At 51.4% G+C, this 12,380-nt stretch carries 11 protein-coding genes; 1 reads left to right on the forward strand and 10 read right to left on the reverse strand.

All coding sequences use genetic code 11. The features are described 5' to 3' along the window. On the forward strand, nucleotides 1-316 hold a 316-nt coding region (locus PHF27_RS04425), incomplete at its 5' end, for a hypothetical protein (RefSeq protein WP_300066577.1). Nucleotides 317-512: 196 nt separating this feature from the next. Here PHF27_RS04425 and PHF27_RS04430 read toward each other — a convergent pair. The 10 genes from PHF27_RS04430 to PHF27_RS04475 all read right to left on the reverse strand — a co-directional run bounded on the left by PHF27_RS04430 (nucleotide 513) and on the right by PHF27_RS04475 (nucleotide 12,278). After that, on the reverse strand, nucleotides 513-2,822 hold the full coding sequence (locus PHF27_RS04430) for an FAD-dependent oxidoreductase (RefSeq protein ID WP_300066579.1): 2,310 nt from the start codon (nucleotides 2,820-2,822) through the stop codon (nucleotides 513-515). A 22-nt stretch (nucleotides 2,823-2,844) separates the two neighbouring features. Continuing rightward, a complete protein-coding gene (locus PHF27_RS04435) occupies nucleotides 2,845-4,479 on the reverse strand; it encodes a glutamate synthase-related protein (protein WP_300066581.1) in 1,635 nt (544 codons plus the stop codon). Then, entirely contained in the window at nucleotides 4,467-5,573 is a 1,107-nt protein-coding gene (locus PHF27_RS04440; protein ID WP_300066582.1) for a glutamate synthase, read from the reverse strand. Before PHF27_RS04440 ends, PHF27_RS04435 begins: the two co-directional genes overlap by 13 nt. 654 nt (nucleotides 5,574-6,227) lie before the next feature. Then, entirely contained in the window at nucleotides 6,228-6,584 is a 357-nt protein-coding gene (locus PHF27_RS04445) for a polymer-forming cytoskeletal protein (protein WP_300066584.1), read from the reverse strand. 104 nt (nucleotides 6,585-6,688) lie between these two features. Continuing rightward, nucleotides 6,689-7,627: a M23 family metallopeptidase gene (locus PHF27_RS04450; protein ID WP_300066587.1), complete on the reverse strand. Its 939-nt coding sequence runs from the start codon at nucleotides 7,625-7,627 to the stop codon at nucleotides 6,689-6,691. Between the two features lie 114 nt (nucleotides 7,628-7,741). Next, on the reverse strand, nucleotides 7,742-8,266 hold the full coding sequence (locus tag PHF27_RS04455) for a DUF4446 family protein (protein WP_300066590.1): 525 nt from the start codon (nucleotides 8,264-8,266) through the stop codon (nucleotides 7,742-7,744). Between the two features lie 228 nt (nucleotides 8,267-8,494). Continuing rightward, entirely contained in the window at nucleotides 8,495-9,178 is a 684-nt protein-coding gene (locus tag PHF27_RS04460; protein ID WP_300066593.1) for a DUF554 domain-containing protein, read from the reverse strand. A 17-nt stretch (nucleotides 9,179-9,195) separates the two neighbouring features. Further along, entirely contained in the window at nucleotides 9,196-10,332 is a 1,137-nt protein-coding gene (locus PHF27_RS04465; RefSeq protein WP_300066596.1) for an aminotransferase class V-fold PLP-dependent enzyme, read from the reverse strand. A gap of 280 nt (nucleotides 10,333-10,612) precedes the next feature. Beyond that, nucleotides 10,613-11,515 carry a ParB/RepB/Spo0J family partition protein gene (locus PHF27_RS04470; protein ID WP_300066598.1) on the reverse strand — a complete coding sequence of 301 codons (903 nt, stop codon included), beginning with the start codon at nucleotides 11,513-11,515 and terminating at the stop codon, nucleotides 10,613-10,615. Beyond that, on the reverse strand, nucleotides 11,508-12,278 hold the full coding sequence (locus PHF27_RS04475; protein WP_363320040.1) for an AAA family ATPase: 771 nt from the start codon (nucleotides 12,276-12,278) through the stop codon (nucleotides 11,508-11,510). The genes PHF27_RS04470 and PHF27_RS04475 overlap by 8 nt, the downstream gene beginning before the upstream one ends. Between the last annotated feature and the right edge of the window lie 102 nt (nucleotides 12,279-12,380).

Consider the following 12,380-nt stretch of genomic DNA (forward strand, 5'->3'; position numbering starts at 1 on the left):
TTTTGAAAAAATCAAGTCCCAAATTGATTTTTCTTCACTAATTTTCCGCTCTATGTTGGGAGGTAAAATAAAAAGACCTCATTACGAGGCCTGTAAATTCAAGGGTTTTGAGTTTGTGAGAACACTCAAAGTGAGTAGAGGGAGGGCTACGGTGACGAAGAGTGAACAAGAGTCGCGGCGACGTCTGCTGGCATTTAATAGTGAGGGAACGACTGAGGCTGCGGCGGCCGTGATTGTATTTGAGACTTTTATTGGAGCAAGACGGTCCGCAGGACGAAAATGCTGGCGACGGCGGATGACAGTTTCGCCTGTTTGAGCGCAGCGAGTTAAGAAACTGCCGCCTTCCCCTGCTTTTGCGAGACGCGCGCAAATCTTGTCTCAAATACAGTTATGCCGCCGTTTATCCAGAACTTCCCAGTTCTTGCTAACTCTAGTTTTTCCAGCCATAAAAACTTATAAATTATGGTGCAGCAAGAAAAAAGCGCCGCCTCGCTGGGCGGCGCTTTACTTGTTTAGTTACAAGGCAAGGGCGCATTGTTCGGATGCATGGACCAAATGCCGCAAGGGCAAATACCCGCGCATACGCCGCAGCCGATGCAGCGGCTGTCGTCCGAAACATAGGCGAACGAGCCGTCTTCCTGTATTTCCCGGGAAATAGCTTTTTCGGGGCAAGATTTTTCACACATATGGCAGTCGCGGCAAGTGCCGCAGCTGATACAGCGCAGATAATCTTCCTTGGCTTGAGGAACTTGACCGCTTTGGCAGCGCTCAAAGTACTCCGTCGAGAGGCGGCTCTGCGGGAGGGCCACTTTCTCTTTTGCCGCATAGGCTTCGCCGGTCAATTCCGCATGCAAGGCCTTAGCCGCTTCGCGGGCCGTGCCGATGGCATCCACCAAGAGGCCGGGGCGAATCGTGTCCCCTGCAGTATAAAGACCGTCCGCCAGCTTTCCGGCCGGGCCAACTTTCAAGAAGCCACGCTCCTGGGGCAGCTCCGCAGGCAGGAAAGATAGATCCGGCACTTCACCGATACTGATGATCACCGTATCAGCCGCCAGCAGCCTGCCATCTGTCAAACGCAGGCCCTCCGCCGTAATTTCCTGGGTAACCGCCGGCCAAAGCAGCACGCCGCCCAGTTCTTCCACATGTTCAATTTCCTTTTCAAAAGCCGCCGGCTTAGCCACGTCGATGCAGGTAACTTCTTCGGCTCCCATTTCATAGGCGCCGATAGCCACATCCATACCTGCGTTGCCGCAGCCGATGACAACGACCTTTTTGCCGATCTTCGGTTTTTGTCCGCTGTTGACAGCCTTGAGGAATTCCAAGCCTTTGACCAAGCGCTCAGAACCAGGCCAGGGAATAACCTTGGACACATGGCCGCCGGTAGCCACTACCACGCCGTCATACTGTTTGCGCAGCTGCGCAAATTTCGCGGCATCCACGGTCTCATTGTTACGATACGTTACGCCCAGCGACGCCACGCGGGCTACTTCGGCTTCAAGCACCTCCGCCGCCAGCCGGGAACGAGGAATGGCCTGTTCCATTTTGCCGCCCATTTTGGCATCACTTTCAAAAACCGTTACGTCATGTCCCTGACGCACTAGTTCCCAAGCCGCCGTCAGACCAGCCACGCCGCCGCCGATAACCGCTACAGCTTTGCCTGTTTTTTGCGTTGCCTGCGGCAGTGTTACTTTGCGCGAATACCGGCCCAAAGCGCCGATCTGCGCGGATAAGTCGATCTGGCCGCGGGTACAGTCGTCCATGCACAGGTTGGGGCAAACGCTGCCGCAAACCGAGCCAGGGAACGGGGTATATTCCAGCACCAGACGATAGGCCTCGCCTACTTTGCCGTCGCGAAGCAAGTTAAAGCGATCTTGTGACGGAATGGATGCCGGGCAGTTGAATTGGCAAGGAGCGGCAAAGCGGGCATTTTCCCACTGCGGCACGCGCTGGCGCATCACACCGTTCGTAACCAAGGCAACTACGGAAAAATCGTCCTTCACTACATCGCTGAAAATACCGCCGGGAACCCACTCGTTCGCCCGGAAATCAAAAAGATGGGATTCTACTTTTTTAGGACGCTCTTCATAGGTAAGGGGCACAATTTTCCGCCACTCGTCCCATTGCGTCAATTCCGCTTGCAGCTCTTTACGCTCTACGGACTGCAAGAAGTCCTCCATGTGACTGGACAGATAGTCAATATCCTCCGCTTCCAACGCCCGCACTTTTACGTCTTTCGCGGATACGCCCAGAAGCGGGCCGCGGACATACACCACGCCGCCCACCATGCCCATGCAGGAGCGATCGCCCAGCACTGATTCTCCCTCTTCAACATCCACACCGCAAACAACGGCAATGCCGCCGGACATGAACTCAAAAGAGAAGCTGCCGCAGCGCTTCAAAACCCAAAATTCCGGCGGCGCATAAAGAGGGTCATGTTTCATCAAAGACCCGGAGCGGGTACCAGCCCGGCCGCCGATATAAATACTGCCGCCGGCGGCGCAATGGGCGGTGGTGTCCCCGCCATCGCCTTTGACCACAATGCGGCCGCCGGCATTCAGCCAACCTACATCTGCAGAAGACGAGCCCTCTACAATGACTTCGGTTCCGGGCATGCACATGGAGCCCACGCGCTGTCCCGGATTAGTCACGGTGAAACGAAGCGACTTTCCTTCGGGGTGCCATAAGGGACCGCCGATATCATGCTGGCCGCTGGCCAAAATATGAAATTCTGTTTCTCCCGCCGCTAGCGCCTCGCTGATGGCGGTCAGGAGTTCTTGTGTGGACAGGCGTTTTCCTCCTGCCAAAGTATCAATCGTAAGCATCTCCAGTTCCTCCTTCTCCCTATCAGCAGACGTATTGGATGGCCAATTTTTCCGCTACGGCGCGGTCGGTAGTCACCAACGCATCGGAACGGCCTATGGGCAGCGAGCTGTTGCCTACTGGCGCCATCAGCTTCTTAAATTCACTGTTCAGCGCCAAGGTGTAATCCACAACGGCCTGGGCGGCTTTATCGATGTCTAGACGCCCTACCAAGCGCGGGTCCTGCGTACAGATGCCTGTAGGACACTTGCCGGTGGAACAAGAATTACAGCGCCCGTGTTCGTTGCCGACACAGCCCATCAGTTGAATCAGAATCTTGCCGATAAAGACGCCGTTAGCGCCCAGACAAATCAGTTTAAACGCATCCGCCGCCGCGTTGCCTGTAAGGCCTACGCCGCCGCCGGCAAAAAGGGGAATCTGGCCTTGACGGCCTTGCTTGACCGCCGCCAGATAACATTCACGCAGCTTAGAAACCACCGGATGGCCGGTATGATCCAGCGACACTTCATTGGCTGCGCCGGTGCCGCCCTGGATGCCGTCGATGAAAAAGCCGCCGCAAATGCGGTACGGGTCACGGAGCAAATTGTTATATACCGAGACCGAAGTGGCCGAAGCAGCGCATTTGATCGCCACGGGCACCCGGAAGCCAAAAGCGGCGTTCATGGAAAGGAACATCTTCTGCACCGACTCCTCGATGGAGTACAAGCCCTGATGGTTAGGCGGAGACATGAGGTCCGCCTTAGGCACGCCGCGGATGGCCTGAATATGCGAAGCCACCTTGGCCGCCGGCAAAAGACCGCCGTCGCCGGGCTTAGCGCCCTGGCCGATTTTGATCATCACTGCCGCCGGATCGACTTTCATTTTCGGCATCGCCTGAATGATGCGGTTCCAGCCGAAATGACCGGAAGCGATCTGCAGAATCACGTACTTAAGCTGCTCGGATTCCATCAGCTTCACCGGCATGCCGCCCTCGCCGGAACACATGCGCACCGGCAAGCCATGCTTTTCATTGAGATAGGCCGTAGCCAGCGCCAAGGCTTCCCAGGCTCTGGTCGACAGCGCGCCAATAGACATATCGCTGAAAATAATCGGATAAATCCAACTTACCGGCGGCGTATGACCGTTCAACTGCAGCGAACCGTTTGCCGAAGCCAACGGCAGCTGCGACGGTGGGAGCACGCGCCCTAAAGGCGTGCGCATATCAAAGGTATGACGCTCCGAATCCAGCGAAGGGTCGGTCATCTGCGAAATGCGGCCCACCACAATCCGGTCCAGCGTACGATCGGCGTTCAGATTGGTCCGGCCGCCGCGTTTGATGGTAGCGCCGCCGGCCCGGGCCAGCAAATTCTGACGCGTGTCTGCGTTGCGCACCGGACGGATGGCCTGATTGGGACAGACCTTCTCGCACATGCCGCAGCCTACGCAGGCGTTCGCTACAGAACGCTTTTGACGAATCACGGGCATCGCAGCATGCTCTTTCACAGGGTTAGGCACGGGGCCGCGGGAAACGACGCTGCTGCGGCGTTCTACGGCCGCTTCAATAGCGCCAAAGGTGCACGCGGCTACACAGCTGCCGCAAAGAGTACACCGCTCCGGGTTGTATTCTATCTTCCAGTTGAGGTCGTTGACGCCTACATCCTGGGTTCTTACTGTTTCCATCGCTCTACCTCCAACTGGTTGTTAATCAGCACGATTTCCCGTTCATTGGGATAAATATCGCTGGCAATATCACGATCCGGCAAAATGGCGTTCAAGCCGCACACCTCGGAAGAAATGGCTTTCGTCACTGCATCGCCGCCAAGGACAACAGGCCGCAGCTTTTTGGAGTCACAGCAAGTCATCATCCGGCCATCCGGCAAAAGACCGATGACCGTATTGGGACCGTTGATTTCCAAATGCCCCATAGACTGACGAATGGTAGTCAGCACCTCTTTGTCCGGCCGTTCTTCCATTTCGCTGAATGACAGCGGCGTAATTACATGTTTATAGTACTGCAGGGGCCACTTGAGTTCATGCAGCACATAATGCAAGGTATAAAGGAAATTTTGCGAATCCGATTCAAAACCGATATAACCGCGATGCAGCGATTTTTGGTATTCCTTGTTTTTGGTATAGAAGGTATTCTCGCCATTGGCGCAAAGGGTGTAGCCCTGTAAAAAGAAGGGATGCGCTGCATAGCGAACAATGTCGTAGTTGGTGTTTTGACGGCACTGCACCACAAGGTTGCGCGCCAAAAGATCGCCCGTATCGTCCCACAGACGGAAATAGGTGGCAATGTCCCGGGGATCGCCGATTTCTTTCAAGGTCAAGACATCGGGCCAGAAAGAATACACATACCCCTCATCCTCCGGCTCCAGGAGAGCCCGCAAAGCCAGGCGGGTATCCATAAGCAGATCTTCCTTTTCTTCTGCCGGAGCGGTCGCCAAATAGTCCGGATAGTCGTATTGACGAAAAATGTAGTACGGCATCGCTTGGATATCCAGGCCCGCTTTGCGGCTGCCCCGCGGAATCCATTCCTGCAGGGGAGTAAAGCCGGCGGAGTCCATATAATCCTCTACCAGTTTGGCCCCCCGCTGAGTACAAGCCAACGACAACAGCGGCTTGTCCTTATGCTCGGCGAAACGTCCCTCCAAATCTTGCAAGGTCATAGCAAAACCGGAATTGTCGTGCCCTTTTTGTTGAGGCAGCATGAGCCGCAATGCGGCAGACGGGTGGAATACTTGACTGCTCTTAATGGCGCCAATTCTACACATATGACTGTCTCCCTTCCTTCTCTCTCTGCAAAACCAATCAAGCACATCGCAGCGTCAGCGCTACTTTCTTTCGCTGAACAAAAAAGGAAAAGACCCTGCGCAAAGTGCCGACATCCGCCGGGACCTTCCGCAGGGTCTTTTCTACCCACGGTGTAAAGAGGCGGCTTCGCCTCTCCTGTGCCGCTTGGACCAGACCGCTAAATAGCGCGGAACCCTAGGCACACTCCCTGAAAACATTTGTCTTTTTGTATACAACAGTGTTTTCATACTAGTATTTATTATAAACCATGGTTTTATACTGTCAATATGCATTTTAAAAAAAGCTTTTTTCTGACAAATCCTTTGTTTTCGCGTTTTTGTTTTTGGTAAGCGTTTTGTTTTTTGTATATTTATACTGCAAATACCCTATTGCAAGCACAGTCATCCCCTTGCGCAAAGTGTTAATTAGTGCGCGTAATCTGCCTATGGACGCAGGATTGTCTTTCTAGAAACCGCCTTGAATGAAGAGTAGTATGTTTTGTATTGTTTTGCTGTATACATACATCTTCCTCCCAAAGACATAGCGTTTTTAATACTAAAAAAATCCCCGCTGCTGCCCAGAAAAAGCAGAGCGAGGATTGATTCTATAGTTTATACAGTATATATAGGAAGAAACTACGCTTGAATTTTTTCCATTTCACAAGTTCCGTGAAAAAAGGCGCCATTGGAAATGTTCAAAACCGCTACTTTCACGTCTCCTGTTAAATGAGCCGTCGGATACAACTCCAATTTACCGGTAAGCTTCAAATTTCCCCGTACCGTTCCGGCCAAGATAACATTCTGCGCCTGGATGTCGCCTTCAATCAAGCCGCCTTCTCCCACCAATACATCACCATCGGTAGTGACATCACCGGCAACTTTACCGTCAACACGCAAGCTCCCTTTTGCTGCAAGACTGCCTAAGAGCTCGCATTCCTTGCTAATCATAGTTTCCACCGGAGCGGATGTTGCATCGCCTTTTTTTCTAAACATACTTCCTCCATCTTAATACATAGTCCAATAAAAAATGAGTCAACGGCTTCTAGGAAACCGTTGACTAAATGATTCTGTCCTATTTCAGGAACCGAAATTGCTTCTTAAAGGAAACTGGCCGGATTGACCACGCTGCCGTTCACGCGCACTTCGTAATGCACATGCGGCCCCGTACTATAGCCGGTACTGCCCATATAGGAAACAAGCTGCCCCTTGGTCACGTGCTGACCCACAGAAACAAGATTCTGCGAGTTATGTCCGTATAAGGTGTGGATGCCATTTCCATGGTCAATCTCCACCAAATACCCATAGCCGCTAACCCAGCCGCTTCCTACAACCGTTCCTTCAGCTGTAGCCAAAATCGGCGTTCCTGAGTCATTGGCAATATCAATACCAGGGTGCCAGTCTCCGCTACCGCCGCCAAAAGGAGAATTACGCCAACCAAAACGCGACGTTACCGACCCGCTGGCAGGCCAAATGGATGGAGTGGCCGCCTGAACTGCTTTCTTTTCTAATAAATTGCTGCGAAGTTGACTTAAGCTTTCTTCCCGTTCTTGCATTTGCGTTCGAAGATCATGGACCACATTCAGCAAATCCCCTGCTGAAGGCTTTGCTTCCGGCCCGCCTTGACCGTCATAAGCAGTTCCATTAGCAGGACGGTTCATACCGCCACGCGACACATCTGCCTTTTCCTCACTGTTTACCATGCGGCGCAAATCAGCATCCAGCTGATTCAAACGCTGCATATCTGATTGAATGGATGCCGTTTCCTTAGCCAGCTGATCAATCTGCTGCGCTTGCACCAGATTCACCTGCCGCAATTGCTCTAATTCCTGCTTATCTGCGTCCGCCATAGATGCCTGGCTGCGATAGGAAAGAGTCATACCGCCCACAGCAACAACGCAAACAAAAATAGCAGCCGCAACCGTCTGCATTAACTGCAAGGGAATCCGAATCGAGCGCACATTCTGCCCATGGTGAGGCACCATCATCAGAGTAAAATCTTTACGTTCTTTTTTTTGCTCCGGTTTTTTCAAAACCACTAGCCTCCTTTCTTAGGTCTTAGGAAGTAACTCCCAAAAATGGTTTATTCGACACAAAACAAAAAATTCCTGCCGCAGCTTTCTGCAGTATCAGGAATTCCTTTGTTTCTTTTATTAATTAATCAGAGTTTGCTTTTTTGCCTTACTCAACGCTTCATTCTCTTCTGTAGACAGAAGGTAGCTGGAAGCGCCATGTTCAACCGGTTTAGCATAGACTCTGGATTCGGTTCGCCCAAACAAGCTGGACAGAACCACGCCGTTGTCTTCTGAATCTAAAAGTGCAACAGCAAAACTTAAATCGCTGCCAGTATCTTCAAAAGCCCGGAATCGTACTACGCCAACTTTTTGCACACACACGCGCGAAACCGCCGTCAGCTCTTCTACCTGCTGCGTTAGCTGCGCTACCTGCCCTCGCAACTGACGTACTTCGCTGATATGATTCTCCAGCAATTGCTCTAGGTTCGCACCCTCCATGCCGGTCATCAATTTCTCATAGCGTTTTTTGGACTTACTCATTTTGAAGTTCAGATTAATGAAAAATGTCAGTGCAATCAGCACCATTACCGCAAAGACCAACAACAAATACGGCAGATAGTTCAAAATCCATTGCTGAATTTCTATTAATTCCTGTTGTCCCAAGATCGATCGCATCCTCCCCTATGTAACTACGGCTATTCGTTAAAACCGCACAGACCCTTGCCGAAAACCACACGCATCTGCATGTGGTATTTTACTACAAATTCCCCTAAGAAGCCAATTATTTATACCTGTCAGGAAAGAACGCAACTCGGAGTAACTGAGAAAAGCCAGAGTAAAACCCCTTTTCGCGTTTTTCGTGTGTTTCGCGGTTCGTTAATCGTTTTTACATTAAGCCGGCCAAAACAAAACCAAAAGAGGCGCCACAAATACGGCTGGCAGCAAATTGGCAATACGAATATCGCCTAAATTCATCATTCGCATGCTGATGCCTACAATCAAAAGACCGCCGACGGCGCTCATCTCGGTGACAGCCGCGGTTGGCAACGTAGCCCCAAAAGCCGCTGCCGCCAAAGAAATGCCGCCTTGATAGAGCAGCACCGGCACCGCAGAAAGCGCTACGCCGGCGCCCATGCTAGAAGCAAAGACTGCCGAAGCAATGCCATCGAGCGTAGCTTTCGCGTACAGCGTCGCCGCATCATCGGTCATACCATCTTGAATCGAGCCCACTACCGCCATGGCGCCGATGCAAAACACCAAGCTGGCCGTAACAAAGCCTTGGCCTACATTGCCGTATTGAGCTCCCAGCCGCTGGGTCAGCCACGCTCCCATTTTTTCCAGGCGCGCATCAATATCTAAAAATTCGCCCACCAAGCCCCCGAGAACCATGCTGACAATGACTAATAAAATATTCTGTGTTTTCAGCGCCATCGTCACGCCAATCAGCCCCACCGACATGGCTACACCCGCTAACACGGTCTGCTGGTATCGTTCCTGAATGCCCTTGCGCAGCAGCAGCCCCACGGCAGTGCCTGCAACAATCGCCGCGGCATTGACCACGCTTCCCTGTATCATATAGAACCTCCTTAAAATCAAAACGCTTGCGTCAACTGGTGCAGAGCCTTAATAGCCGCTTCTATTTCTGCGTCTGTATTAAAGTAGCCTGGACTCAAACGAATCGTTCCTGTTTCCAACGTTCCCAAAGCCTCGTGCGCCCAGGGCGCGCAATGGAGCCCGGCTCGGCAAATTATGCCTGCCTTTTCTTCCAGCCACAAAGCCGCCACATTACTATCAATCCCCTCTACCGTAAAGGAAAGCACCGCCGTCTGCAACTGCCCCTGCTTTTCCCCTTTCATGCTGATTCCTTGCATCTTGCGAAGGGCCGTACGCAATTTTTCGGCCAACTCGCTCTCACGATAACGAATTTTTTCCATTCCCGTGGTACGCACAAACCGCACGCCTGCCAATAACCCAGCCAAGCCAGGCGTATTTAACGTGCCGCTTTCCAAACAATCCGGATAAAAAGAAGGCTGCTCCCTCTCTTCCGAGCGGCTGCCGGTACCGCCGAAAATTAGCGGCTTTACGGAAACCTGAGGAGCTACATATAAGCCGCCTGTGCCCTGCGGCCCTAGCAGACCTTTATGACCGGCAAAAGCAATGACATGCAACCCCCAGAAGGCTTTAATTTCTTCCACCCCTGCCGTTTGCGCCGCATCCACAATCACCAGGCAGCCATGGCGAGCCGCCAGGGCTGCCGCTTCCTGCAGCGGCAGAATAGCGCCGGTTACATTGCTGGCATGCGTCAGAACTAACGCTTTGGCCCCCGGGAGAGCCTCTTCCAACGCCGTTAAATCCAGCGGTCCTTCTTGGGTGGGAGGGATTTTTCGGATGACTACGCCTTTTTGTTCCAGAACATGCAATGGCCTTACTACCGCATTATGTTCCCAAGAAGACGTAACCACCACATCTCCTGGCTGTAATAAGCCAAAGAGAGCCGTATTCAACGCCTGCGTGGCATTGCCGCAAAAAGCAATCCGCGTCGCATCATCAACGTCAAACAACGCCGCAATTTCTTCTCTGGCTTCAAAAGCGATACGCGCCGCCTGCCTGGCCCCTTGATGCGAACCTCGTCCCGGCGTGCCGGGAACCGCTTCAATACAGGCGGCAACGGCTTCTGCTACTTCCTTAGGCTTGGGCCAGGTTGTCGCGGCATTATCCAAGTAAATCATAGTTTCACCTCTAAAAAAAGAAATATGGAGAAAAAACGAACAGGAGTCGCGCGTAAATCTTGTCTCAAATACAGTTATGCCGCCGTTTTTACAGAAGCTCTTAGCCTTTAACCGCCTCTTTCGCATATTTCGTGTATTTCGCGGTGCGTTAGCATCGCCCCTACATTTTATTATCTAACCGCGAAAAGCGCAAAATTATGGCAAACCATAAAGACAACGGAAGCTTTGCTAAGCTGCCGTTGTCTTTTCTTTTTCCATATTGTTTCACGTGAAACACAAATTACACACTAAAGGGTCCTTGCTGCTTTAAAGCAAAACTGCCAAGACTCTGTTGCTCCTGCATTAACTCTAAAAGACGTTCCAAATCTTCTTGGGAATAAAATTCGATTTCAATTTTACTTTTCAATTTACCAGGTTTAATACGAACCTTGGTCCCTAAGCGATTTTGCAAACGATCTTCCGCATCCTGCCAATATACATCAGGAACAATTTCGCTCTGCTGGCGAGGTTTGCGCTCTTTTTGCCCGGCCATTAGACGACGTACCCATTCTTCCGCATCTCGAGCCGACAATTCTTGCTCTAAAATGGTTTGTGCTGCTTCTTCTTGGAGCGCCTCCGTCGGCAACGCCAGAATCGGCCGAATTTGTCCGGTTGTTAATAGCCCCATGGATACATGCTGTTGCACACCTACCGGAAGATTTAGCAAACGCAAGGTATTGGCAATTAACGACCGACTGCGTCCAATCTTACGCGCCACCTCCTCTTGCGTTAGACCAAACTCTTCCATAAGCCGTTTATAGGCTTCCGCTTCTTCAATGGGATTGAGGTTTTCGCGCTGCAGATTTTCAATCAGCGCAATTTCCGTCATTTCCCCGTCAGTATAATCCCGTACTACTGCAGGAATTTCCTTCAAGCCGGCTTGCTGTGAAGCCCGCCAGCGACGTTCTCCGGCTACTAATTCATAACCAGTCATCGTCCGCCGCACCACAATAGGCTGTAAAACGCCGTATTGACGCACGGATTCCGACAATTCAGCCAAGGCATCTTCATCAAAATGTTTTCTTGGCTGAAAGCGATTCGGTGTAATTTTACCAAGAGGTACTGTGCGCACCTCTTCGGACGCTGCATTATGAAACAAGGCATCCAAGCCGCGCCCTAAGCCACGCTGCGGTGTTTTAGACACGTCGAATCACCTCCAGCGCCAGTTCCCCATATACTTCGGCTCCTTTAGAGCGAGGATCGTACTTTATAATGGGCTGCCCATAGCTTGGAGCTTCGCTCAAACGAACGTTGCGCGGAATGATCGTTTCGTAAACCTTACCGCCAAAGTGACTGCGCACCTCTTCCGCCACTTGCAAGGATAGATTCGTACGTCCGTCAAACATAGTCAGCAAAACGCCTTCTAGTTCTAGCTGAGGGTTTAAGTTGTTTTGTACCAGCGAAACTGTCTGCATCAACTGAGACAAGCCTTCTAACGCATAAAACTCACATTGAATCGGCACCAATAAAGAGTCGGCCGCCGAAAGCGAATTAATAGTCAGCAACCCCAATGAAGGCGGACAATCAATAAGGATGTAGTCAAACTTTTCCAGGCTTTTCTGTAAGGCTCGCTTTAATTTCAACTCCCGGGAAAAGGCGCTAACTAATTCCACTTCCGCCCCGGCCAATTGAATGGTAGCCGGCACCAAAAAAAGAGATTCCAATTCGGTCGCTACTACCGCCTCTTCTAGCGGCGTATCACTTACAAGTACATCATACAAGGAAATCTGCAGCTCTTTTTTATTGATTCCTAAGCCGCTTGTAGCATTTCCTTGGGGATCCACGTCTACTAACAATACTTTTTTGCCATTTTCAGCTAAACAGGCGCTCAAATTTACTGCTGTCGTTGTCTTGCCGACGCCGCCTTTTTGATTGGCAATTGCAATTACTCTAGCCAAGCCGTTCACCTCATACTCTTTCCAAAAGCTCATTTTTCTTTCATTCCACATAGCGTTACTTTTTCCCTGCCACTTTCTTGTTTCACGTGAAACATTTTTTAAAAAAAGAGA

It is taken from the genome of Anaeromusa sp. (assembly GCF_028691475.1).
Classification (GTDB): Bacteria; Bacillota; Negativicutes; order Anaeromusales; family Anaeromusaceae; genus Anaeromusa.

Bases quoted from the DNA above. Each gene is read 5' to 3' on its own strand.
- PHF27_RS04430 (WP_300066579.1), bottom strand. From the start codon at position 2,822: ATGCTTACGATTGATACTTTGGCAGGAGGAAAACGCCTGTCCACACAA.
- PHF27_RS04435 (WP_300066581.1), bottom strand. From the start codon at position 4,479: ATGGAAACAGTAAGAACCCAGGATGTAGGCGTCAACGACCTCAACTGG.
- PHF27_RS04440 (WP_300066582.1), bottom strand. From the start codon at position 5,573: ATGTGTAGAATTGGCGCCATTAAGAGCAGTCAAGTATTCCACCCGTCT.
- PHF27_RS04445 (WP_300066584.1), bottom strand. From the start codon at position 6,584: ATGTTTAGAAAAAAAGGCGATGCAACATCCGCTCCGGTGGAAACTATG.
- PHF27_RS04460 (WP_300066593.1), bottom strand. From the start codon at position 9,178: ATGATACAGGGAAGCGTGGTCAATGCCGCGGCGATTGTTGCAGGCACT.
- PHF27_RS04465 (WP_300066596.1), bottom strand. From the start codon at position 10,332: ATGATTTACTTGGATAATGCCGCGACAACCTGGCCCAAGCCTAAGGAA.